Origin of the sequence: Microlunatus speluncae, assembly GCF_009299835.1 — a bacterium.
Classification (GTDB): Bacteria; Actinomycetota; Actinomycetes; order Propionibacteriales; family Propionibacteriaceae; genus Microlunatus; species Microlunatus speluncae.
The window spans coordinates 402,157-424,869 of sequence record NZ_VKCZ01000019.1; the positions used below are offsets into that span (position 1 = coordinate 402,157).

Annotated in this window: 22 protein-coding genes; 19 read left to right on the top strand and 3 right to left on the bottom strand. The window is 70.3% G+C overall.

Going from position 1 to position 22,713, the window contains the following annotated elements; translation table 11 throughout:
• Positions 1-55 precede the first annotated feature (55 nt).
• From FNH24_RS24145 to FNH24_RS24155, 3 genes are all read left to right on the top strand, one after another.
• A complete protein-coding gene (locus FNH24_RS24145) occupies positions 56-340 on the top strand; it encodes a phosphoribosyl-ATP diphosphatase (protein ID WP_246187064.1) in 285 nt (94 codons plus the stop codon).
• Between the two features lie 68 nt (positions 341-408).
• Complete coding sequence (hisG, locus tag FNH24_RS24150) at positions 409-1,251, top strand: ATP phosphoribosyltransferase (RefSeq protein ID WP_281351082.1); 843 nt, start codon at positions 409-411, stop codon at positions 1,249-1,251.
• Between the two features lie 4 nt (positions 1,252-1,255).
• Positions 1,256-1,732, top strand: coding sequence for a PH domain-containing protein (locus tag FNH24_RS24155; RefSeq protein ID WP_152364785.1), 477 nt, complete (start codon positions 1,256-1,258; stop codon positions 1,730-1,732).
• A gap of 24 nt (positions 1,733-1,756) precedes the next feature.
• On the opposite strand, the gene FNH24_RS24160 is transcribed toward FNH24_RS24155, so the two are convergent.
• Entirely contained in the window at positions 1,757-2,245 is a 489-nt protein-coding gene (locus tag FNH24_RS24160) for a hypothetical protein (protein WP_152364786.1), read from the bottom strand.
• 118 nt (positions 2,246-2,363) lie between these two features.
• Here FNH24_RS24160 and FNH24_RS24165 point away from each other — a divergent pair, with 118 nt between their 5' ends.
• The 5 genes from FNH24_RS24165 (at position 2,364) to FNH24_RS24185 (ending at position 5,330) form a co-directional block, all read left to right on the top strand.
• Positions 2,364-2,891 (top strand): SseB family protein, encoded by a 528-nt coding sequence (locus FNH24_RS24165; RefSeq protein WP_152364787.1) that lies wholly within the window; start codon positions 2,364-2,366, stop codon positions 2,889-2,891.
• Between the two features lie 300 nt (positions 2,892-3,191).
• Positions 3,192-3,833, top strand: coding sequence for a translation initiation factor IF-3 (gene infC, locus FNH24_RS24170; protein WP_246187066.1), 642 nt, complete (start codon positions 3,192-3,194; stop codon positions 3,831-3,833).
• 61 nt (positions 3,834-3,894) lie between these two features.
• Positions 3,895-4,089, top strand: a complete 195-nt coding sequence (gene rpmI / locus FNH24_RS24175) for a 50S ribosomal protein L35 (protein ID WP_152364789.1) — start codon at positions 3,895-3,897, stop codon at positions 4,087-4,089.
• 34 nt (positions 4,090-4,123) lie between these two features.
• Positions 4,124-4,495: a 50S ribosomal protein L20 gene (gene rplT, locus FNH24_RS24180; RefSeq protein WP_152364790.1), complete on the top strand. Its 372-nt coding sequence runs from the start codon at positions 4,124-4,126 to the stop codon at positions 4,493-4,495.
• Positions 4,496-4,547: 52 nt separating this feature from the next.
• Complete coding sequence (locus tag FNH24_RS24185; protein WP_246187046.1) at positions 4,548-5,330, top strand: TrmH family RNA methyltransferase; 783 nt, start codon at positions 4,548-4,550, stop codon at positions 5,328-5,330.
• A 155-nt stretch (positions 5,331-5,485) separates the two neighbouring features.
• Here the strand turns inward: FNH24_RS24185 and FNH24_RS24190 are convergent, their stop codons facing one another.
• Together FNH24_RS24190 and FNH24_RS24195 are read right to left on the bottom strand one after the other, a co-directional pair.
• Positions 5,486-5,881 carry a pyridoxamine 5'-phosphate oxidase family protein gene (locus FNH24_RS24190; RefSeq protein ID WP_152364792.1) on the bottom strand — a complete coding sequence of 132 codons (396 nt, stop codon included), beginning with the start codon at positions 5,879-5,881 and terminating at the stop codon, positions 5,486-5,488.
• A 202-nt stretch (positions 5,882-6,083) separates the two neighbouring features.
• A complete protein-coding gene (locus FNH24_RS24195; RefSeq protein WP_152364793.1) occupies positions 6,084-8,690 on the bottom strand; it encodes a glycosyl hydrolase in 2,607 nt (868 codons plus the stop codon).
• A 178-nt stretch (positions 8,691-8,868) separates the two neighbouring features.
• Here FNH24_RS24195 and pheS point away from each other — a divergent pair, with 178 nt between their 5' ends.
• The 11 genes from pheS to argH all read left to right on the top strand — a co-directional run bounded on the left by pheS (position 8,869) and on the right by argH (position 22,699).
• Positions 8,869-9,972, top strand: a complete 1,104-nt coding sequence (gene pheS / locus FNH24_RS24200) for a phenylalanine--tRNA ligase subunit alpha (protein ID WP_152364794.1) — start codon at positions 8,869-8,871, stop codon at positions 9,970-9,972.
• Complete coding sequence (pheT, locus tag FNH24_RS24205) at positions 9,969-12,482, top strand: phenylalanine--tRNA ligase subunit beta (RefSeq protein ID WP_152364795.1); 2,514 nt, start codon at positions 9,969-9,971, stop codon at positions 12,480-12,482. The genes pheS and pheT overlap by 4 nt, the downstream gene beginning before the upstream one ends.
• Positions 12,483-12,616: 134 nt before the next feature.
• Entirely contained in the window at positions 12,617-13,558 is a 942-nt protein-coding gene (locus FNH24_RS24210) for a type IV toxin-antitoxin system AbiEi family antitoxin domain-containing protein (RefSeq protein ID WP_152364796.1), read from the top strand.
• A 358-nt stretch (positions 13,559-13,916) separates the two neighbouring features.
• Entirely contained in the window at positions 13,917-14,954 is a 1,038-nt protein-coding gene (argC, locus tag FNH24_RS24215; RefSeq protein ID WP_152364797.1) for an N-acetyl-gamma-glutamyl-phosphate reductase, read from the top strand.
• The gene (gene argJ / locus FNH24_RS24220; protein ID WP_152364798.1) at positions 14,954-16,105 is read left to right on the top strand and encodes a bifunctional glutamate N-acetyltransferase/amino-acid acetyltransferase ArgJ; all 1,152 of its coding nucleotides are present in this window, start codon (positions 14,954-14,956) and stop codon (positions 16,103-16,105) included. The genes argC and argJ overlap by 1 nt, the downstream gene beginning before the upstream one ends.
• Complete coding sequence (argB, locus tag FNH24_RS24225) at positions 16,102-17,097, top strand: acetylglutamate kinase (RefSeq protein WP_152364799.1); 996 nt, start codon at positions 16,102-16,104, stop codon at positions 17,095-17,097. Before argJ ends, argB begins: the two co-directional genes overlap by 4 nt.
• Positions 17,094-18,341 (top strand): acetylornithine transaminase, encoded by a 1,248-nt coding sequence (locus FNH24_RS24230; RefSeq protein ID WP_152364800.1) that lies wholly within the window; start codon positions 17,094-17,096, stop codon positions 18,339-18,341. The genes argB and FNH24_RS24230 overlap by 4 nt, the downstream gene beginning before the upstream one ends.
• Entirely contained in the window at positions 18,338-19,297 is a 960-nt protein-coding gene (gene argF, locus FNH24_RS24235) for an ornithine carbamoyltransferase (protein ID WP_152364801.1), read from the top strand. The genes FNH24_RS24230 and argF overlap by 4 nt, the downstream gene beginning before the upstream one ends.
• Entirely contained in the window at positions 19,294-19,839 is a 546-nt protein-coding gene (locus FNH24_RS24240; protein WP_152364802.1) for an arginine repressor, read from the top strand. Before argF ends, FNH24_RS24240 begins: the two co-directional genes overlap by 4 nt.
• Positions 19,836-21,269, top strand: a complete 1,434-nt coding sequence (gene argG / locus FNH24_RS24245) for an argininosuccinate synthase (protein ID WP_152364803.1) — start codon at positions 19,836-19,838, stop codon at positions 21,267-21,269. The genes FNH24_RS24240 and argG overlap by 4 nt, the downstream gene beginning before the upstream one ends.
• Positions 21,269-22,699 (top strand): argininosuccinate lyase, encoded by a 1,431-nt coding sequence (argH, locus tag FNH24_RS24250; protein WP_152364804.1) that lies wholly within the window; start codon positions 21,269-21,271, stop codon positions 22,697-22,699. Before argG ends, argH begins: the two co-directional genes overlap by 1 nt.
• Positions 22,700-22,713 lie beyond the last annotated feature (14 nt).

Sequence of the window (22,713 nt, forward strand, 5' to 3'; positions counted from 1 at the left end):
TATGGCAGATCCTGCTCCGCGAAACCGGGGCTTCGACCACTACGCTGGCGCAGTGATCACGCCCGGAGCGAACCCACCGAAGACCTTCGAGTCGCTGTTCGCCGAGCTCAGCGCGAAGGCGGCGACCCAGGACCCGGCCTCCGGCACGGTGGCCCGGCTGAACGCCGGCGTGCACGAGATCGGCAAGAAGATCGTCGAGGAGGCGGCCGAGGTGTGGATGGCGGCCGAACACGAATCCCGCGAGGCGGCCGCCGAGGAGATCAGCCAACTGCTGTATCACCTGCAGGTGCTGATGCTGGCGCTCGACCTCGATCTCGAGGACGTATATACCCATCTGTAGGTCGGAGCGACCCGACTACGATGAGCGCCGTGACTGACCCACGCCCGACCGAGCCCCGCAACGGCACGCTGCGGATCGCCGTCCCCAACAAGGGCGCGCTGTCCGCGGCCGCGGCCGAGATGCTCCGGGAGGCCGGGTACGCGCAGCGTCATGACAGCAAGGACCTGGTGCTGTACGACGAGGCCAACGGCGTCGAGTTCTTCTATCTGCGACCGAAGGACGTGGCCGTCTACGTCGGCGAGGGTGTGCTCGACCTCGGCATCACCGGCCGGGACATCATGCTCGAATCGGGCGCCGCGGCGACCGAGGTGATGCAACTGGGGTTCGGCGCCAGCCGGTTCCGGTTCGCCGGTCCGGCCGGCAGCGGCCTCGATGTGGCCGGGCTGGACGGGCTGCGGCTGGCGACGTCGTACCCGGGGCTGGTCGGCCGCTATCTGGCCGAACGCAACGTGACCGCCCGGCTGATCGAGCTGGACGGCGCGGTGGAGTCGTCGATCCGGCTCGGCGTGGCCGACGCGATCGCCGACGTGGTGGAGACCGGGACCACCTTGCGGCAGGCCGGTCTGGAGCTGTTCGGCGATCCGATCCTCACCTCCGAGGCGGTGTTGATCACCCGGGCCGACAACCCGGCCCCGCTCGGTCTTGATCAACTCAAGCGCCGCCTGAACGGCGTGCTGGTCGCGCGCAACTACGTGATGATGGATTACGACGTTTCCGGCGAGGGCCTGGACAAGGCCTGCGCGATCACCCCCGGCCTCGAGTCGCCGACGGTGTCACCGCTGGCCCGGGAGAACTGGTTCGCGGTCCGCTCGATGGTGCCGCGCCGCGACGCCCAGCGGCTGATGGACGAGCTGTGGGAGGTCGGCGCCCGCGCCATCCTCGTCACCGACATCGCCGCCTGCCGGCTGTAGCGGGATGGAGACAACCGACCGGGTCGTGCTGCGACCCTTCTGGCTGCGAATCATCGGCTGGGCGCTGGCCGCCGCCTTCGTGATCTTCGTCGTGGTCGGCTGGTTCGCCTTCCCGGCCTCGATCCGGGCGCTCGTGACACCGTTCCAGCTCGGCACCTTGATCACGATCCTGGCGGCCTTGATCGTGATGATCATTCTGGCCACGATCTGCTCGGTGACGGCCGACGGCGAGGGGCTGCGGATCCGCAACGGCGTCCGGGTGCACAACGTCGGCTGGGACCGGGTGCACAAGATCATCCTGCGTCGGGGTGACCCATGGGCGATGGCCCTGCTCCGGCCGGTCGACGGCAGCCCGTTCGATGATGATCTCGATGCCGAGCGGGTCCAGCTGATGGGGGTCCAGGGCCACGACGGTGACCGGGCCCGGCAGGCCGTGACCGAGCTCCGCCGGCTGCAGGCCGTCCACCAGAACGTTTCCTGAGCCGGCCCGAGAGCGTACCGCTCGTTATTCGATGCCGCGCTTCTTCAACAGGGCTTCGATCTCGGCCATGTCGTCATCCACCGGTGCCGCTGCCTGCTTCGGCTGCTGCTTGGGCTGAGCGGCCGGCTTCCCGGCGGTGACGGCGGCGGTCCGGCTCTGACCGGCGACCTGCTTCGGCGCGGCCGGTTCGGCCGACTTCTCCTTGCCCCCCGTGCGCTTGGCGACGATGCCGCCGACCACCCAGAGCACCAGGCAGACGCCGAGCATCGTGATGCCGAGCCAGACCAGCGGCGTGAAGACGATCCGGGCGGCCCAGCCGACCACGGCGACGACCGCGTTCCAGACCAGGGTCAGCAAGCCGGCGAAGTAGAGCGCGATCGGGGCGAGCACCACACCGATGCCCTGGACCACCCGGCCCTTGTTTCCGCGGCGCCAGGCCACGGCGGTGACGATCACGCCGAGCAGCGCGATTCCGGCGCAGAGTGGAAGGAGTACGGCATCGGCAGCAGGCATGGCTCAACCCTGCCACAGCGGACCCAGGGCCGGGGATGGGTGACGGCCCGCAATGTGCCCCCATCCGCCCGTACGTCCCGGGGACTACGCCATCCTCCGAGGTCCGTAGGGTGTGGCGATGCACCACGGCCCCGACGATCACGAGCGACGGCTGGCTCCGTCGCCCTTCCCCGGCGACGACGGCCGGGCCACCCCGGAGACCCGGGCCGCGCTGGCCGCCGTGGACGGGGGAGACCCGGTGACGTACCTGCGCGCGGTCGCGGTGCTGTGCGGCGACCGGATCCTGGTGCCGGTGGTGGCCACGGCGACCTCGACCGGCACCGGCGCGACCGGCCTGGTCTCGGACAAGGAGGCCGAGATGTCGGTGGTGCTGCTCCAGGCGGCCGATGGGCGGCGGGCGATGCTCGGCTTCACCGGCACGGATGCGCTGACTGCCTGGGATCCGGCGGCCCGGCCGGTGCCGATCACCCTGGACCAGGCGGCCGAGGCCGCCGTCGCCGATCACGCCGACGCGTTGCTGATCGACCACGCCGGCCCGGCGCCGTTCGTGATCGACGGTGAGGTGCTGCGGCAGTTGGCCGGCGGACACCGTTTGGTGGACCTCGGCGACGGCGAGTTCGGCTGGGCCACGGCCGTCGGCGGTTGACCGCCGCAGCTCATGGTAAAGTGGCGCCCGACCGGTTCAGCATGCCCGTTGAACCCGCAAGCGGAGACCTGATCTCCCACCCGTACGAGAGCTTCAGTCGTCGGGTCGGTCCGCGAATCGGCCTAGGCCGGATCGCCCGATCAGGGTCTTCGTTTGATGCGAGGGCCCTTTTTGTTTGGGTCGTCGGATCGGGCGGAACGACGGGCCCACCGGACCGGTCGGAACAGTATCCACTGAGGGAGGACCCACATCAGCACTGAACCGCGAATCAACGATCGCATTCGCGTTCCGGAGGTCCGGCTGGTCGGACCGGCCGGGGAGCAGGCCGGCATCGTCAAGATCGACGATGCGCTGCGATTGGCCCGGGACGCCGAGCTCGACCTCGTCGAGGTCGCGCCGATGGCGCGCCCGCCCGTGGTCAAGATGATGGACTACGGCAAGTACAAGTACGAGAACGCGCAGAAGGCTCGCGAGAACCGGCGCAACCAGACCAACACCGTGATCAAGGAAATGAAGCTCCGGCCGAAGATCGACAACCACGACTACGAGACCAAGAAGGGTCACGTGGTCCGGTTTCTCAAGGCCGGCGACAAGGTCAAGATCACGATCATGTTCCGCGGTCGGGAGCAGTCCCGGCCGGAGCTCGGCTTCAACCTGTTGAAGCGGCTGGCCAGCGACGTCGACGAGTTCGGCTTCGTCGAGTCCTCGCCGAAGCAGGACGGGCGCAACATGTTGATGGTGTTGGGCCCGCACAAGAAGAAGACCGAGGCGAAGGCCGACGTCCAGGCCGAGCGGGATCGCCGGGCTGCCGAGCGGCAGGCCGACGCGGAGGCCGAGCAGGCCGCCCTGGCCGATCGACGCGCCGAGGCGGCGGCGGAGCCGCAGCACAAGAAGAAGCGTGGTCCGGCCGACAACCTCGACCCGGACATCGACCTCGGCTGACGACGCCGCAGCCGGCTAGACCCCAGTTCGACTGACGAATGAGATGAGGAGCGGCACGACCATGCCGAAAATGAAGACGCACACCGGTGCCAAGAGGCGGTTCAGGGTTACCGGTACGGGCAAGGTGGTCCGCCGCCAGGCCGGCAAGGCGCACCTGAACGAGCACAAGCCGACCAAGCAGAAGCGGCGTCTCACGGGCATGGTGGTCATGCCGAAGTCCGACGCGTCCAAGATCAAGAAGCTGCTCGGCAAGTAGGCCGCGGCCCCAACGAACGTCAAGGAGTACTGGAATGGCACGCGTCAAGCGTTCCGTGAACGCACAGAAGAAGCGCCGCGAGGTCCTGGAGCAGGCGTCCGGCTACCGGGGTCAGCGGTCGCGCCTCTACCGCAAGGCGAAGGAGCAGATCACCCACTCGCTCGTCTACGCCTACCGCGATCGCCGCGCCCGCAAGGGTGACTTCCGCAAGCTGTGGATCCAGCGGATCAACGCCGCGGCCCGGGCGGAGGGCGTGACCTACAACCGCTTCATCTCCGGGCTGAAGTCCGCGGGCGTCGAGGTGGACCGCAAGATCCTGGCCGAGCTGGCCGTCTCCGACCCGAAGGCCTTCGTGGCCCTGGTCGAGGTCTCCAAGGCCGCGCGGGTCACCGAGTCCGCTGCCTGAATCGCGCCGACCCGGCCTGAGTTCGAACGAGCCGATCGGGACGGTCCCCACCTTGCCGCAGGAGGCATCGCGGGGCCGGATCCGGTCGGCTCTTCGGCTGCTCCGGCGCAAGGAGCGCTATGCGGCCGGGGCGTTCCTGGCCGAAGGTCCCCAGGCCGTACGCGAAGCCCTGGCCGAGCCGGGCCGGGTCACCGAGCTGTTCCTCACCACCGCCGCGGCCGAGCGGCATCCCGACCTGGCCGCGGCGCGTCCGGAGCCGTTGTTGATCTCCGATGATGATCTTCGTTCGCTGACCGACGCCGTCACCCCGCAGGGTGTGGTCGCGGTCTGCCGGATGATGCACCGGCCGCTGCCGGAGTTGATCACCGACCGGGCCCGGCTGCTGGTCTGTTGTGCCCGGGTCGGCGATCCGGGCAACGCCGGCACGGTGATCCGCTGCGCCGACGCCTTCGGCGCCGACGGTGTCGTGTTGTCGGCGGAGTCGGTCGATCCGTACAACCCGAAGACCGTACGGGCGACCGTCGGCAGCCTGTTTCACCTGCCGATCAGCATCGGCGCCGAGGTGCCCGAGGTGGTCGCCGCCGCCCATGCCGCCGGGTTCCAGGTGCTCGCCGCCGACGGCGCCGGCGAAAACCTGACCCGCCTCGCCGCCGCCGGCGAACTGGCCCGGCCCACCCTCTGGCTGTTCGGCAACGAGGCCCACGGCCTCCCGGCCGACCTCACCGCCCTGGCCGACCGCACCGTAGCCGTCCCGATCCTCGGCGCCGCCGAAAGCCTCAACCTCTCCACCGCCGCCGCCGTCTGCCTCTACACCAGCTCCACCACCCTGCAGTAACGCCGACCCGTCAGAAATGCACGCTTTTTTGCGGCGTGTCGGGGCACAAGTGACGTCTCGGCGCAGAGCGTTGCGGCGGCAGCATCGAGGGCCGAAGCCCGTCAGCGGTCCCGGCGGGGTGCTCCGGCACACCGGCGGACCCAGCGACTGACCGGCTACTGCGCCCGACCGCGGAGCAGCCAACGGTCGACGGTCACCTCGAGCAGCACCCGCGGCCCGTACGGCGGAATCTCGACGGTCGAGTCCCAGCCGTCGTACTTGGCCGTGATGTCGCGCAGCACGTCCGCCCGCAGCCGGTCGCGATGAACGACGACCCGGCCCTCCGCGACGTACGGCGCGTCGCCGTCCTCCAGCGCCAGGCTGACCCGCGGATCGGCCACGACGTTGCGCACCTTCACGTTCCGCTCGCCGCTGCTGATCCAGAACCGGTCGTCGCGATGGACGAACCAGACCGGTGTCAGGTGCGGCGAGCCGTTGGCGCGCAGCGTGCACAACCAGGCGGTACGGTCTCGCCGCAGCCGGTCGGTCAGCTCAGGGTCGATCGCGTCCATGAAAGCGAAGCCTGCCCGACCCGGCCGGGTCGATCGACCGGAGTCCCCCATCCGGGGAGTGCGAAAGTCGACACAGGTAGAGAAATGCCGCCGTCCGGTGCGGGCGGGGCACGAAGAAGTCGACACAGGTAGAGAAACGCGCGTTCGGCCGGGCCGGGCAGTGGAGCGGTCGATCCCCGAGCCGGTCGCTCCAACCGTCCGGTCAGGCCGGCACGGTCCAGCGCAGCGCGGGCACGGTGAGCAGCCCCGAGGACACCCCGTCCAGCGCGAGCTCGAGATCCTGTTGATGGAACCGGATGCCGTACAGCCGTCGACTCTCCTCGATGATTCCGACCGCCTCCGGATCGGTTGCCGCGGCCCCGGCGGCGGTGTTGTAGACCTCGATCCGGAGCGTGTTGTCACCTTCGCGCAGCCGACCGGTCAGGTCCAACCGGTACGGCGCGTCCCACAGCACCCCGACCTGCTCGCCGTTCAGTGACACCACGGCGACCTCGCGGACCGGCGGCTCGAGCCGGGCCCGATAGGAGTTGCCGCGGATCTCGGTCACGCCGTCGTCCGGGTCCTCGATCGACTCGGCCGGACCGAAGTCCAGCGCGATCTCGGCGCCGGGGTCGAGCCAGGCGGGCAGCGCGGGCAGCTCCAGTTCATACCAGGCGGCGCCGGAATAACCGGGCCGGGCGTCCTCCCACCGATGCGGCAGCAGCACCTCCGCGGTCCCGGCCGAGTCGGCGAACCCGGTCCGCCACGGGCCGAGCAGCGCCAGCTCGGCGCCGGTCCCCGAGTTGGCCACGCTGTCCGGCACCTCGCCGTCGTCGTCGGTCGCGACCACGACCGTCGCCTGGTACGGATGCAGCGTCAGCGTCACCGTGTTCGTGCCGGCCAGCGATTCGGCCGCGCCGGTCGCCGGATCCCACTGCTCGAACCGCGACCGACCGGTCCGCGGCGTCAGCTCGAAGGTCCGCACCGAGCTGCCGGTGTTCGCCACGAAATAGACGTCGGTGCTGCCGCAACCGCGATGCACGACGCCGATCTCGTCGCTCGAGCCGGAGAACCAGACATCGGGCGGCAACACCCGGAGCAGCACCGACTCGAAGGAGTCCCGGGTCGCCGGCACGCCACCGGCATAGCCGGGCGAATCGACCGCGATGACGGAGCCGCCGGCCCGCCGGACCGCGTCCAGCCAGGCCCGGGTCGCGGCCGGCAGGGTCCGTACCGAAGGCAGCACGACGACCGGCACCGACGCCGGATCCGTGACCTCCAGCGCGTCGTCGTCGATCAGGTCGTAGTCGTAACCGGCGCAACGGATCGCCCGGGTCAGCTCGGGCCCGATGTGCCGGCGGGTCTCCTTCCACAGATCCAGCCCGTCGCCGAGCTTCGGATAGACGTCGCCGGCCGGCAGATACAGCTTCACGTCGGCCACCGGCTTTCCCTGCCGGAGCAGCCAGCTCAGCCGGGTCAGGTACGCGCTCAGCCGTGGCATCGCCGGCCACCACGGGTTGCGGTCGTCCAGCGCGCCGGAGGCGTAGAAATACCAGCCGAGCCCGGGCGCATCCGGCGCCGAGTACGGCCAGCCGTGCCCGACGAACTGGTTGATGCCGAGCAGGAAATGCTCGTGCGCCTCGCCCTTCAGATCGAGCGGCGTGGCCCGGAACGACGGTGAGTGGACCCAGGTCCAGATCTCCGAGGAGATGACGTCGCGGCCGTGCAGATGACCGGCCGAAGACGCCCATCGGGTCTGGGTCAGCTCGGTCCAGCCCCAACCCTCACCCTCGATCAGGTCGGCGTGCCGGTTGCTGCTGACCGTCACCGGTGGCACCCCGTACCCCTGGATCCGGAACGGCACGCCGTGGCCGGCCGCCCAGTCGCGGCAGACCGCGACGAAGTTCTCTTCGGCCAACTCGGTCAGCGTCCGGTAGAAGTCGGTCCGGAACTCGGCCGATCCGGGCTCGTCCACGGTCAGACGGTGTAGTTGAGGGAGAGGGTCGTAGCCGCGGCGCCGCTCGAACTCGGCCGGCAGCTCGGGGGTCCAGTCGGCCGCGTACACCTCGAGGCTGTCGCAGAAGACCGACCCGATCAGTTCGGCCGGTACGGCGCCGAGCAGCCGGTCGCCGACCGCCGCCAAGTGCCGCCGGGTCGCCTCGGCCGAGTAGTGATCGAGCACCGGCCCCTCGGCACCGGCGGCGGCCCGCTTGACGTTCTGCCCGGTCGGTTGCGACCAGGCCAGCAGCACGGTCCGCGGCCCCCGACCATCCGGTACGGCGATCGCGGCCTCGACCACCGGCAGCGACGACCAACCGGTCGGCGCATCCCGCGGCGAGCCGTCGGCGAGAAAGGCGGCGATCAGTTCCTCGCCGGGCCAGGGCGCCACCACCGGCAGGTCGAAGCCGACGGCCGAGATCTCGCGGCGCTCCCAGTGGATCCGGCGGGAGGCGTGCTCGGGCCCGACGTGCGGTCCGCCGTACGACCAGCCGCTGCCGATCGTCAGGTCGAACCGCAGCCCGAGCGAGCGGGCGAACTCGGCGGCGTGCCGGAGCCGGCCGAGGAACTCGTCGGAGCCGAAGTCGTGGCTGACCTGGCGCAGCGGATAGACGAACGCGACCTCGACCCCGCCGAGGCCGGCGTCGGCCATCGCGGTCAGCTCCCGTTCCAGTTCGACATTTTCGACGTCGGGGCCGAACCACCACCACCGCATCATCGGTCGCGCGGCCGGATCCGGCTCGGCGAATCCCTGCCGCAACCGTGCGACCGTGTTGGGTGCTCCACCCGCCTCGGGTTCCTCGGTGCGTGCCTGGGCGTCGTCGCTGGACATGTCGCTCGCTTCCTCGGCTGCCGATCGGGCCGGAGATGGGGGTGAAACGATTTTACTGATCCGGGCGGATGGGCGCGATCCTGGGGGCGGGTGAGGCGATTGGCAGCCGTACGGGCGCGGTTCCTAGACTGTCCGGGCACTCACCGCCCCAACGCCAGAAATCCGAGGAGCCCAAGAGATGACCGGGCCAACACAGACCGACGCCGCAACCGCCCTGGAAGCCGGGCAGATCGATGCCCTGGTGACCGCGGCCGTCGAGGCCTTCGCCGCGGCCGCGACCGTCGCCGAGCTGAAGCAGGCGCGGCTGGCGCACACCGGCGACCGGTCACCGTTGGCCCTGGCCAACCGGCAGATCGGCGGGCTGCCGCCGGAGCAGCGGAAGGAGTTCGGCGGCCGGGTCGGGCAGGCGCGCGGCCGGGTCAAGCAGGCGCTGGAGGCTCGCGATGCCGAGATCTCGGCGGCCGAGCTGGACCGGCGGCTGGTCGAGGAGCGGATCGACGTGACGTTGCCGGTCGCGCTGGCTCCGGCCGGCGCCCCGCACCCGGTGACCGCGCTGATGGATCAAATGAGCGACGTGTTCCTGGCGATGGGCTGGGAGATCGCCGAGGGGCCCGAGCTCGAGGCCGAGTGGCTCAACTTCGACGCGCTCAACTTCATCCCCGACCATCCGGCCCGGACGATGCAGGACACCCTGTTCATCGCGCCGCCGGAGCACAACCTGCTGCTGCGGACGCACACCTCGCCGGTGCAGGTGCGCAGCCTGCTCGATCGTGAGCTGCCGGTGTATGTGGTCTGCCCGGGCAAGGTGTACCGCGCCGACGAGTACGACGCGACCCACCTGCCGGTGTTCCACCAGATCGAGGGGCTGGCGGTCGACAAGGGGATCAGCTTCGGTCATCTCAAGGGCACCCTGGAGCACTTCGCGAAGGCGATGTTCGGCCCGGACACCCGGTTCCGCTGGCGGCCGTCCTACTTTCCGTTCACCGAGCCGTCGGCCGAGGTCGACCTGCTCTGCTTCGTCTGCCAGGGCAGCTCGGTCGGTGATCTTGAAAATCCTTGCCGGACCTGCCGCAGCGAGGGCTGGATCGAGTGGGGCGGCTGCGGGGTGGTGAATCCGCGGGTGCTGGAGGCCGCCGGGGTCGACTCCTCGGAATACTCCGGTTTCGCCTTCGGGATGGGCATCGACCGGACGCTGATGTTCCGCAATTCGGCGGAGGACATGCGGGACATGATCGAGGGCGACGTGCGGTTCAGCCGTTCGCTGGTGGGAGGAGCACGATGAGGGCGCCCTTGTCCTGGCTGCGGGAGTACGCGCCGTTGCCGGCAGGCACGACCGGCCGTGACGTCTCGGAGGCGTTGATCAAGATCGGCTTCGAGGTCGAATCCGTCGACCGGTCCGGCGGCGACATCACCGGTCCGCTGGTGATCGGCCGGGTGCTCGAGTTCACCGAGCAGGAGCAGAAGAACGGCAAGATCATCCGCTGGTGCCGGGTCGATGTCGGCGAGCACAACAACGGTTCCTGGGCCAAGGATTCGGGCGGCGACGACACGACCTCGCGCGGGATCATCTGCGGCGCCCGCAACTTCGCCGTCGATGATCTGGTCGTGGTCGCGCTGCCCGGGGCCGTGCTGCCCGGCGGTTTCGAGATCGCGGCCCGGAAGACGTACGGGCACATCTCCGACGGCATGATCTGCGCCGCCGACGAGCTGGAGCTCGGCGATGATCACTCCGGGATCATGGTGCTGACCGGCGATGATCTTGTCCTCGGCGCCGATGCCCGGCCGGTCCTCGGCCTCGGCGAAGAGGTGCTGGACATCGCCGTGACGCCGGACCGCGGCTACGCCTGGTCGGTCCGCGGCCTGGCCCGGGAGACGGCGCACGCCTTCGCCGTCGGCTACACCGATCCGGTCGATCGGCCGGTGCCGGCCAGCGCCGCCGACGGCTATCCGGTGCGGCTGGAGAGCCCGGCCTGTCCGCTGTTCGTGGCGATCACGGTGACCGGGGTCGACCCGGCCGCGCCGAGCCCGCGCTGGCTGAAGCAACGGCTGCAACAGGCCGGGATGCGGCCGATCTCGCTGGCCGTCGACGTGACCAACTACGTGATGTTGGAGACCGGTCAGCCGCTGCACGCCTACGACGCCGACTTGCTGGCCGGGCCGATCGTGGTCCGGCAGGCCAGGGCGGGCGAGTCGATCAAGACGCTGGACGACGTCGACCGGTTGCTTGATCAGGACGATCTGGTGATCACCGACGACTCGGGCCCGATCGGCATCGCCGGGGTGATGGGCGGCGAGACGACCGAGGTCGGGCCGGAGACGGCGACCCTGGTGATCGAGGCGGCGCACTTCGAGGCGATCTCGATCGCCCGCACCTCGCGCCGGCACAAGCTGTCCTCCGAGGCGTCGCGCCGGTTCGAGCGCGGCGTCGATCCGGGCGCGAGCTATGCCGCCGCCCAGCGGGTCGCCGCTCTGCTGGTCGAGCACGGCGGCGGTCAGGTGTCGGCGGCGGAGACGATCGCCGGCGCCGTGCCGGAGGTGCCGACTCTGCGGCTGGATCCGGCGCTGCCCGGCAAGATCATGGGCGACGCGATCGACGTCGAGACGGTGCTCGATCACCTGCGCCAGGTCGGCGTGGCCGTCACCGCCGGTGATCAACTCGAGGTCACGCCGCCCACCTGGCGGCCGGACCTGCGCGATCCGTACGACTTCGTCGAGGAGGTCGGCCGGCTGTACGGCTACGACCGGGTGCCGTCGGTGTTGCCGCCGGCCCCGAGCGGCCGCGGGCTGACCCGCTCCCAGCGCTCCCGCCGGTTGATCAACGCGGCGCTGGCCCAGGCCGGTTACGTCGAGGTGTTGTCGTTCCCGTTCCTCGGTGCCGGTGATCTTGACCTGCTGGAGCTCGGCGCCGACGACGAGCGGCGCCGGACCATGGAGATCGCGAACCCGCTGTCGGAGACCCAGCCGCTGCTGCGCACCACGATCCTGCCCGGGTTGATCGCCGCCGCGCACCGCAACACCAGCCGCGGTCTCGATGATCTTGCCCTCTACGAGACCGGCTCGGTCTTCTTCGCCCCCGAACAGCCGACCGCCGCCCCGCGGCCCGCCGTCGAGGGCCGACCGTCGGTGGCAGACCTGGCCGCGATGGACGCCGCGATCGGGCATCAGCCCCGGCACGCGGCCGCCCTGATCGCCGGCAACTGGCGCCCGGCCGGCTGGTCCGGCCCGGCCGAACCGGCCGACTGGCGGCACGCGGTCGCCTTCGCCGAAACCGCGGCCCGGGCCGTCGGCGCCACGATCACCGTCAAGGCCGCAGCCCGGACGCCGTGGCATCCCGGCCGCTGCGCCGAGCTCAGCGTCGCCGGCCGAGTGATCGGCCACGCCGGTGAACTGCACCCGAGGGTGGTCGAAGCCGCCGGCCTGCCGGCCCGCGCCTGCGCCGTCGAGTTCGACTGCGACGCCCTGATCACGGCTGCTCCGGATCGCGGCACGGTGGCGCCGATCTCGGCCCACCCCGTCGCCAAGGAAGACGTAGCCCTGATCGTCGACGCGGAGGTCGCGGCCGCCGACGTCGAGGCCGCTCTGGTCACCGGCGCCGGCGCCCTGCTGGAGTCGGTCCGCCTGTTCGACATCTACACCGGCCCCCAGATCGGCGAAGGCAAGAAGTCCCTCGCCTACGCCCTCCGCTTCCGCGCCCCAGACCGTACCCTCACCGACGCCGAATCCGCCCAAGCCCGCGACGCCGCCGTAACCCAAGCCGCCACCACCCTCAACGCCCACCAACGCACCCTCTAAAAACCGCCGACCCGCCAGAAGTGCACGCGTTTCTGCGGCGTGTCGGTGCACAAGTGGCGTCTCGGCATGCCGGGTGATCCGGCGGCCTGTGGATAACTCTGCGGACCGTCGGGGAGTTGTCGGACACTCTCGGCATGAACGTTCCCGAGATCGTGCCGATCATCGCCGATCGTCGCTTGCCGACCGATCGCCCCTTCACCCGTCATCGGGCCGCCCAGGCCGGGGTGGGCCGGCGGGTGCTCGATCGGCTGGTAGCCGAAGGCGCGCTGCGAAAGTTGCTTCGCGGTGTCTATCTCGACGCCTCGGCCCGCGAGACCGTGGCGATCAGGGCCGAGGCCGTGGCCCTGGTCGTTCATCCGGAGGCGGTGATCACCGACCGGACAGCGGCCTGGCTGCACGGCGCCAGCATCAACCCGGCCGGCGACTACCTGCCGCCGGTGTCGGTGTTCCAGTTGCCCGACAACTCCCGGATCAGGGCTGCGGCGACCACCAGCGGGACCCGGACCCTGGAGCCCGACGACATCGAGATCGTCAACGGCATCCGGGTCACCACGCCGCTGCGCACCGCCCTGGACCTCGGCCGACTGCTCAAGCGGGACGCGGCGTTGGCCGCCCTCGACGGCCTGCTCCGCCTCGGTCGGTTTCACCAGGCTGACCTGCGGTCGGAGACCCGCCGGTTCCGCGGATACCGAGGGGTCGTGCAACTCCGGTGCCTGATCCCACTCAGCGACGCCCGATCCGAGTCACCTCAGGAATCGGTCCTGCGCCTGCGTTGGCTCGACGCGATGCTTCCCGAACCGCATCCGCAGTACGTCGTCGTCGATGACAACGGCTTCCCGATCTATCGGCTCGATCTTGCGGATCCGACGGTGCGCTTTGCTGCCGAGTACGACGGGCAGGACCATCACTTCACCGCCGAACAGCGCGAGCGTGACGACCGCCGTCGGGCTTGGCTGCGACGTCGGGGATGGCTCATCGACGTCTTCGATCGAAAGGCCCTGGCCTCCCGCACCGTTCGATCTCGGTTGGTGGACGGGCATCGGCGAGCCATGACGCGCCACCACGCTGCGGCCTGAGTCCGGATCCACCGATCAGCGCCAAAGCGAGCGGCGCGGAGGGTGCGCCGGCAAGGCGTCGACGCGGATGGCGGTCTGCTTGGCCGTTGAGCGAACGAGCTCGCGGCAAGCGTGCACCGCTGGGTCCGCGCAGTAGGCGCCCTCAGTGGATCCAAGCTGATCCGTCGGGTCCGGCCGAGCCGCGGCCCGTCGACTCCACCAGGAACCTGATCTGATTCCGGGCCCATCCGCGCCTCGTCTCCGGCCCGACCCTCAGCCGAAACGTCACTTGTGCACCGACACGCCGCAGAAACGCGTGCACTACTGGCGGGTCGGCGGGTTTTGGGGTTGGCATTGCTATTCGTTGTTTGGCATAGTTATGCCTATGGTGAGAGTGGCGGTGGCTGGGGCTACCGGGTACGCGGGCGGGGAGTTGCTTCGGTTGCTGCTCGGGCATCCGGACGTTGAGATCGGGGCGGTGACGGCTGGGGGGAGTGCTGGGTCGCGGCTGGGGGATCATCAGCCGCATCTGGTGCCGCTCGCCGATCGGGTGGTCGGGGCGACCGATGCCGAGACGTTGGCCGGGCATGACGTGGTCTTCCTGGCGTTGCCGCACGGCACATCGGCGGCGATCGCTGCGCAGCTCGGCGCGGACACCGTGGTGATCGACTGCGGCGCCGACTTCCGGCTCACCGACCCGGCGGACTGGCAGCAGTTCTACGGCAGCGCGCATGCGGGGAGCTGGCCGTACGGGTTGCCGGAGCTGCCCGGTCAGCGGGGCAAGCTCGCCAGGGCGCAGCGGATCGCCGTGCCCGGCTGCTATCCGACGACGGGCACACTGGCGCTGCTGCCGGCGATCACCCACCAGTTGATCACCGCCCGGGACGTGGTGATCGTCGCGGCCAGTGGGCCGTCCGGCGCGGGCCGGTCGCTGAAGCCGCACCTGCTCGGCTCGGAGTTGATCGGCTCGGCCAGCGCGTACGGGGTCGGCGGCGGGCACCGGCACACCCCCGAGTTGCTGCAGAACTTCACGGCCTGCGGAGCCGAGGATCCGACCGTCTCCTTCACCCCGGTGCTGGTGCCGATGTCCCGGGGCATCCTGGCCACCTGCACCGCGCCGCTGGCCGATCCCAAGATCAACTCGGCTCGGGCCCATGCCGCCTACGCCGAGACGTACGCCGACGAACCGTTCGTCCACCTGCTGCCGGAGGGGCAGTGGCCGCAGACCCAGGCCGTGCTCGGCAGCAACGCGGCCCACGTGCAGGTCACCGTCGATCAAGCCGCCGGCCGGCTGGTTGCGGTCGCGGCCATCGACAACCTGACCAAGGGCACCGCCGGTGGCGCGATCCAGTCGATGAACCTCGCTCTCGGCCTGGCCGAGACCACCGGCCTCAGCACCGTAGGAGTTGCACCGTAATGAGCGTGACCACGCCCAAGGGATTCGTCGCGGCCGGGGCCGCGGCCGGGCTCAAGGTCTCCGGCAAGCCCGACCTGGCGCTGGTGATCAACAACGGCCCCGAGTACGCGGCCGCCGGCGTCTTCACCAGCAACCGGGTGAAGGCCGCTCCGGTGGTCTGGTCGCAACAGGTGCTCGCCGACGGCAAGCTCCGGGCGGTGATCCTGAACTCCGGCGGCGCCAACGCCTGCACCGGTCCGGAAGGCTTCGGCGACACCCACCGGACGGCGGAGCACACCGCCTCGGCGCTCGGGGTCGGCGCGATCGACGTCGCCGTCTGCTCCACAGGCCTGATCGGCGTCCGGCTCGAGCTGGACAAGATCATCGAGACGCTGCCGAGCCTGGTCGAGCAGGCCTCGGCCGAGGGGGGCCGGGCGGCGGCCGAGGCGATCATGACCACCGACACGGTGTCCAAGCAGGCCGAGCACCGGGGGAGCGGGTGGAGCATCGGCGGGATGGCCAAGGGCGCCGGGATGTTGGCGCCCGGGCTGGCCACGATGCTGGTGGTGATCACCACCGATGCCGTCGTACCGCCGGCCCAGCTCCATGATCAGCTCGCCGACGCCTGCCGGATTACCTTCGACCGGGCGGACAGCGACGGCTGCATGTCGACCAACGACACGGTGATCGTCATGGCCAACGGCGCCTCCGGCACGACTCCGGACCCGACCGAGTTCGGCGCCGCGCTGACCGCGGTCTGCGCCGACCTGGCCCAGCAGCTGATCGCCGATGCCGAGGGTGCGGCTCACGAGATCGAGATCGTCGTGGCCGGCGCCGCGACCGAGGCCGAGGCGGTCGACGTCGGCCGTACGGTGGCCCGGAGCAACCTGTTCAAGTGCGCGATCTTCGGCAACGATCCCAACTGGGGCCGGGTGCTGGCCGCGATCGGCACCACCACCGCCACCTTCGAGCCGGACCAGCTCGACGTCGCGTTCAACCAGATCCAGGTCTGCCGGGCCGGCGGCATCGGCGAGCCGCGTGAGCTGGTCGATCTGTCCGCCCGCAAGGTCCGGGTCGACATCGACCTGCACGCCGGCACCGAGACCGCCACCATCCTGACCAACGACCTCACGTACGACTACGTGAAAGAGAACGCGGAGTACTCCTCATGACGGCCACTCCGGATGAGCACCGGCTGACCTTGATCGAGAAGGCGTCGATCCTGACCGAGGCTCTGCCCTGGTTGGAGACCTACGCCGGCAAGACCGTCGTGATCAAATACGGCGGCAACGCCATGATCGACGAGGACCTGAAGCGGGCGTTCGCCTCCGACATCGTGTTCATGAAGCGGTGCGGCGTGCATCCGGTCGTCGTGCACGGCGGCGGTCCGCAGATCTCCGGCATGCTGAAGCGGCTGGGGATCGCCAGCGAATTCAAGAACGGTCTCCGGGTGACCAGTCCGGAGGTGATGGAGGTCGTCCGGATGGTGCTGGTCGGGCAGGTCGGCCGGGACCTGGTCGGCTTGATCAACCAGCAGAGCACCCTCGCGGTCGGCATGTCCGGCGAGGACGGCGGCCTGTTCACCGCCGAGCGTAAGAGCCTCACGGTCGACGGCGAGGAGATCGATCTCGGCCTGGTCGGGGACGTCACCGCCGTGCACACCGAGGCGATCGAGGGCCTGATCGGCGCCGGCCGGATCCCGGTCGTCGCCAGCATCGCGCCCGACGTGAACGGGGTCGTGCACAACGTCAACGCCGACACGGCCGCCGCGGCGCTGGCCGTTGCGCTCAAGGCCGACCGGCTGGTTGTGCTCACCGATGTCGAGGGCCTCTACGCCGACTGGCCGAACAGCACCGAGGTCGTCACCAACATCTCCGCCTCGCAGTTGCGGCAGCTGATGCCGTCGCTGGAGTCGGGCATGGTGCCGAAGATGGAGGCCTGCCTGCGCGCGGTCGAGGGCGGGTTGACCCGGGCCACGGTCACCGACGGCCGGGTGCCGCACTCGCTGCTGCTGGAGATCTTCACCAACGAGGGCCTCGGCACCATGATCATCCAGGACGGTCTGGTCCGCCTCGGCAGCCGGGTCTTCCCGGCCGGTGAGCCGATCCCGGACCACGAACTGCACAAGGGCGAATTCATGATCACCAAGGGGACCACGGCATGAGCAACGAGCTCGAGGTGGGTCAGGATCTGACCAGGCTGCAGGGCAACGGCCGGACCAGCGCCGACGTCCTGGCCGGTTACGGCTCGGCGATCATGCCGACGTTCGGCACCCCGAAGCGGGTCTTCGTCCGCGGCGAGGGCTGCTACGTCTGGGACGCGGAGGGCCGGCGGCACCTCGACCTGCTGGGCGGGCTCGCGGTCAATGCACTGGGCCACGCGCACCCGACCGTGCTGGCGGCGATCACCAGCCAGCTGTCGACGCTCGGCCACGTGTCCAACTTCTTCGCCACCCCGGCCCAGGTCGCGCTCGCCGAACGGCTGACCGCGCTGGTCGGCGGCGCCGACGTCGACGCCCGGGTCTTCTTCGCCAACTCCGGCACGGAGGCCAACGAGGCCGCGTTCAAGATCACCCGGCAGACCGGCCGGACCAAGATCATCTCCACCGAGGGCGCGTTCCACGGCCGGTCCCTCGGCTCGCTGGCTCTGACCCACAGCCCGAAATATCGGGAGCCGTTCGAGCCGCTGCCGGGGGACGTCACCTTCGTCCCGTACGGCGACGCCGCTGCCCTGGCCGAGGTGCTGGACGAGACCGTGGCCGCCGTGGTGCTGGAGCCGATCCAGGGCGAGAACGGCGTGGTGGTGCCGCCGCCGGGCTACCTGGCCAAGGCCCGGGAGCTGTGCGACGCCGCCGGCGCCCTGCTCTGGATCGACGAGATCCAGACCGGGATGGGCCGGACCGGTTCGTGGCTGGTGCACACCGACCAGGGGGTCCGGGCCGACATCGTGACGCTGGCCAAGGGGCTCGGCAACGGCTTCCCGATCGGCGCCTGCCTGGCCACCGGCCGGGCCGCGACGCTGCTCGGCCCGGGCAGCCACGGCACGACGTTCGGCGGCAATCCGGTCGCCGCGATCGCCGGTCTCGCCGTGATGGCGGTGATCGAGCGGGACGGGCTGCTGGCCAACGCCACCGCGATGGGTGAGCGACTCGCCTCGATGATCCACCTGGTCGGCAACTGGCACATCGCCGGCGTGCGCGGCCGCGGCCTGCTGCAGGCGATCGTGCTGAACAAGCCGATCGCCGCGGCCGCCGTCGATCTTGCCCTCGATGCCGGGTTCGTGATCAACGCGCCGCGGCCGGACGTGATCCGGATCGCCCCGCCGTTGATCATCACCGGCGAGCAGCTCGACAGCTTCGTCCACGCCCTGCCCGGCATCCTCGACGCCGCCGCAGAGGTGCCGGCATGAACGCCACCAGCCCCGCGATCCGGCACTTCCTGGCCGACGACGACCTGAGTCCGGCCGATCAGGCCACGGTGCTCGAGTTGGCCGCCCGGCTGAAGTCCGAGCCGTACGCCGAGCGTCCGCTGGCCGGCCCGCGGAGCGTCGCGGTGCTGTTCGACAAGCCGACCCTGCGCACCCAGTCCTCGTTCAGCGCGGGCATCGCCGAGCTCGGCGGCCATTCCATGATCGTGGACGGCCGGCTGGCCGGGATCGGCACCCGGGAGTCGGTCGCCGACGTGGCCCGGGTGCTGGGCCGGCAGTGCGCGGCGATCGTCTGGCGCACCTTCGCCCAGGACGATCTGGCCGCGATGGCCGAATACGCCGGCGTCCCGGTGATCAACGCGCTCACCGACGACTACCACCCGTGTCAGATCCTGGCCGACCTGCAGACGATCATGGAGCACCGGGGGACCCTGGCCGGCCGATCGCTGGCCTACCTGGGCGACGGCGCCAACAACATGGCCCACTCCTACGCCCTCGGCGGCGCGACCGCCGGGCTCAAGATCACGATCGCCGCCCCGGAGGGCTTCCAGCCCCGGCCCGACATCATCGAGCGGGCCCAAGGCATCGCGGCCGGCACCGGCGGCGAGGTGATCATCACCGACGACCCGGCGGCCGCGGTGGCCGGGGCCGACGTGATCGCCACCGACACCTGGGTCTCGATGGGGCAGGAGAACGACGGCCACGACCGGTCGGCGATCTTCAGCCCGTACCGGGTGACCGCCGACCTGCTCGGCAAGGCCGCCCCGGACGCGATCGTGCTGCATTGCCTGCCGGCCTACCGGGGCAAGGAGATCGACGCCGACGTGATCGACGGGCCGCAGTCGGTGGTCTGGGATCAGGCGGAGAACCGGCGGCACGCTCAGAAGGCCCTGCTGGCCTTCCTGCTCGATCCCGACCGGCACCGGGCCGGATCATGATCTCCGCCCCACCGAGCAAGGCGGCCCGGCAGGCCAAGATCATCGAGCTGCTGGGCCAACACCAGGTCCGCTCCCAGACCGAGCTGGCCGAGCTGCTGGCCAATGACAACGTCAGCGTCACCCAGGGCACGCTGTCCAAGGACCTGGTCGAGGTCGGCGCGCTGCGGATCCGCGGCGAGGGCGGCCACCTGATCTACGCGGTCCCGTCCGACGGCGGCGACCGCACCCCGCATGCCGGCGAATACGCCACCTTCGAGGTCCGGCTGGCCCGGCTCTGCAACGAGGTGTTGACCACGGCGGAGGCGTCGGCCAACCTGGCCGTGTTGCGCACCCCGCCGGGAGCGGCGCAGTATTTCGCTTCGGCGATCGACCGCGTCGGCTGGCCGGCGATCCTCGGCACCATCGCGGGCGACGACACCGTCGTGGTGATCACCCGCGACCCGACCGGCGGCGCCGCGATCGCCGAACAGTTCTTGATCATGGCCCGGACCGGCAAGCCGATCGGCCCAGCAGATTCTGACGAAGGAGCATCCATCCCGTGAGCAAGGTCCTGACCTCCCTCCCCAAGGGCGAGCGCATCGGCATCGCCTTCTCCGGCGGCCTCGACACCTCCGTGGCGGTCGCCTGGATGCGCGACAAGGGCGGGATCCCGTGCACCTACACCGCCGATCTCGGACAGTACGACGAGACGGACATCTCCGGCGTCCCCACGCGCGCGAAGGAGTACGGCGCCGAGATCGCCCGCGTGGTCGACATCAAGCCGCAGCTGGTCCAGGAGGGCCTGGCGGCGCTGGCCTGCGGAGCGTTCCACATCCGGTCCGGCGGCCGGACGTATTTCAACACCACGCCACTCGGTCGGGCGGTGACCGGCACGCTGCTGGTGCGCACGATGCATTCCGACGACGTCAACATCTGGGGCGACGGCTCGACCTTCAAGGGCAACGACATCGAGCGGTTCTACCGCTACGGGCTGCTGGCCAACCCCGAGCTGCGGATCTACAAGCCGTGGCTCGACGCCGACTTCGTGCACGAGCTGGGCGGGCGGGAGGAGATGAGCAAGTGGCTCACCGCGCACGGGCTGCCCTACCGGGACGCGGCCGAGAAGGCGTACTCCACCGACGCCAACATCTGGGGTGCGACCCACGAGGCGAAGACGCTGGAGCACCTCGACGTGTCGCTGGAGACCATCGATCCGATCATGGGGGTGAAGTTCTGGGATCCGTCGGTCGCGATCGAGGCCGAGGACGTCACGATCACCTTCGAGGCCGGCTTTCCGGTGGCGATCAACGGCGAACGGTTCGCCGACCAGGTCGCCCTGGTGATGGCGGCCAACAAGATCGGCGGCCGGCACGGCCTGGGCATGTCCGACCAGATCGAGAACCGGATCATCGAGGCCAAGTCACGCGGCATCTACGAAGCGCCCGGGATGGCGTTGCTGTTCGCCGCCTACGAGCGGTTGATCAACGCGATCCACAACGAGGACACCGTCGCCAACTACCACGCCGAGGGCCGCAAGCTCGGCCGGCTGCTGTACGAGGGCCGCTGGCTCGATCCGCAGGCGCTGATGATCCGCGAGTCGATCCAGCGCTGGATCGCCTCCCTGGTCACCGGCACCGTCACGCTCCGGCTGCGGCGCGGCGACGACTACACGATCATCGACACCCAGGGCAGCGGCTTCTCCTACCATCCGGACCGGCTGTCGATGGAGCGGGTGGAGAACGCCGCGTTCGGGCCCACCGACCGGATCGGCCAGCTCACCATGCGCAACCTCGACATCGCCGACTCGCGGGCCAAGCTGGAGGCCTACGCCGAGCAGCCGCTGCAGCAGGGGACGCTGCTGGTCGAGCACGGCACCCTCTTCGGGGAGTTGCCGTCCGGCGGGTTCGACCGGATCGCGGCGGCGAACGGGTCCGGCGAAGGCGATCTCGGCGACGCCCTCGACGAGGCCGCGCTGGAAGCGGGCACCGACTGATGACCGGCACCCAGGCACCCGCCGCCGGTTCGGGCCAGCTGTGGGGCGGCCGGTTCACCGGCGGTGCCGCGGCGGCCATGTTCGCGCTGAGCAAGTCGACCCAGTTCGACTGGCGACTGGCCCGGTACGACCTCGCCGGGTCCCGCGCGCACGCCGCGGCACTGCGCGCGGCCGGGCTGTTGACCGACGACGAGCACGCCGGCCTCACCGACGCCCTGGATCGACTCGACCAACAGGTCGCGGCCGGCGAGTTCCTGCCGGCGCCGTCCGACGAGGACGTGCACGGCGCGCTGGAACGCGGCCTGATCGAGCTCGCCGGACCCGAGCTGGGCGGCCGGCTCCGGGCCGGCCGGTCCCGCAACGATCAGATCGCCACCCTGCTCCGGCTGTATCTGCGCGACGCGATGCGCGAGGTCGCGGCGGCGATCCAGCAACTGGTCGAGGCGCTGCACGATCAGGCCCGGACCCACCTCGGCGCGATCATGCCCGGCCGGACCCATCTGCAGTCGGCCCAGCCGGTGCTGCTCTCGCACCATCTGTTGGCCCATGCCTGGCCGCTGCTCCGCGACGCCGACCGGATCCGGGACCTGGACCGGCGGCTCGACGTCAGCCCGTACGGCTCCGCCGCCCTGGCCGGCACCTCGCTCGGCCTCGACCCGGAGGCGGTGGCCCACGACCTCGGCTTCGGCTCCTCGGTGCCGAATTCGATCGACGGCACCGCGGCGCGTGATCTTGCCGCGGAGGCGGCCTACGTCTGTGCCCAGCTCGGGGTCGATCTGTCCCGGCTGAGTGAGGACGTGATCATCTGGTGCACCCACGAGTTCGGCTTCGCGATCTTGGACGACGCCTGGTCCACCGGTTCGTCGATCATGCCGCAGAAGAAGAATCCGGACGTCGCGGAACTGGCCCGAGGCAAGGCCGGCCGGCTGATCGGCAACCTGTCCGGCCTGTTGGCCACCTGCAAGGGATTGCCGCTGGCGTACAACCGGGACCTGCAGGAGGACAAGGAGCCGATCTTCGACTCGATCGACCAGTTGTTGATCTTGCTCCCGGCGATGGCCGGGCTGGTCGGCACGCTGCGCTTCGACACCGAGCGGATGGCCGCGCTGGCCCCCAAGGGCTTCTCCCTGGCGACCGACGTGGCCGACTGGCTGGTCCGGCAGCGGGTGCCGTTCGCCGAGGCGCACGAGATCTCCGGCGCCGCCGTCCGGTTCTGCGAGCAGCAGGGGATCGAGCTGTCCGACCTGACCCCGGACCAGCTGACCGAGATCTCACCCCGGCTTACCCCTGAGGTGCTGGAGGTGCTCACCGCCGAGGGTTCGGTGAACAGCCGGAACGGCCGCGGCGGTACGGCAACGGAGCAGGTCCGAAGCCAACTGACCGAGGTGCTCGACTCCTTCGACGCGATCAGTCGATTCGTCACCCGGTGACCGAACAGGATTCG

Coding starts and splice junctions, on each gene's coding strand:
- pheT (WP_152364795.1), top strand. CDS start 9,969: ATGAGGGCGCCCTTGTCCTGGCTGCGGGAGTACGCGCCGTTGCCGGCA.
- argH (WP_152364804.1), top strand. CDS start 21,269: ATGACCGGCACCCAGGCACCCGCCGCCGGTTCGGGCCAGCTGTGGGGC.
- FNH24_RS24240 (WP_152364802.1), top strand. CDS start 19,294: ATGATCTCCGCCCCACCGAGCAAGGCGGCCCGGCAGGCCAAGATCATC.
- rpmI (WP_152364789.1), top strand. CDS start 3,895: ATGCCGAAAATGAAGACGCACACCGGTGCCAAGAGGCGGTTCAGGGTT.
- FNH24_RS24190 (WP_152364792.1), bottom strand. CDS start 5,881: ATGGACGCGATCGACCCTGAGCTGACCGACCGGCTGCGGCGAGACCGT.
- argC (WP_152364797.1), top strand. CDS start 13,917: ATGCCTATGGTGAGAGTGGCGGTGGCTGGGGCTACCGGGTACGCGGGC.
- FNH24_RS24160 (WP_152364786.1), bottom strand. CDS start 2,245: ATGCCTGCTGCCGATGCCGTACTCCTTCCACTCTGCGCCGGAATCGCG.
- FNH24_RS24195 (WP_152364793.1), bottom strand. CDS start 8,690: ATGTCCAGCGACGACGCCCAGGCACGCACCGAGGAACCCGAGGCGGGT.
- argF (WP_152364801.1), top strand. CDS start 18,338: ATGAACGCCACCAGCCCCGCGATCCGGCACTTCCTGGCCGACGACGAC.
- FNH24_RS24165 (WP_152364787.1), top strand. CDS start 2,364: ATGCACCACGGCCCCGACGATCACGAGCGACGGCTGGCTCCGTCGCCC.
- FNH24_RS24155 (WP_152364785.1), top strand. CDS start 1,256: ATGGAGACAACCGACCGGGTCGTGCTGCGACCCTTCTGGCTGCGAATC.
- FNH24_RS24230 (WP_152364800.1), top strand. CDS start 17,094: ATGAGCAACGAGCTCGAGGTGGGTCAGGATCTGACCAGGCTGCAGGGC.
- FNH24_RS24210 (WP_152364796.1), top strand. CDS start 12,617: ATGAACGTTCCCGAGATCGTGCCGATCATCGCCGATCGTCGCTTGCCG.
- pheS (WP_152364794.1), top strand. CDS start 8,869: ATGACCGGGCCAACACAGACCGACGCCGCAACCGCCCTGGAAGCCGGG.
- argB (WP_152364799.1), top strand. CDS start 16,102: ATGACGGCCACTCCGGATGAGCACCGGCTGACCTTGATCGAGAAGGCG.
- argJ (WP_152364798.1), top strand. CDS start 14,954: ATGAGCGTGACCACGCCCAAGGGATTCGTCGCGGCCGGGGCCGCGGCC.
- rplT (WP_152364790.1), top strand. CDS start 4,124: ATGGCACGCGTCAAGCGTTCCGTGAACGCACAGAAGAAGCGCCGCGAG.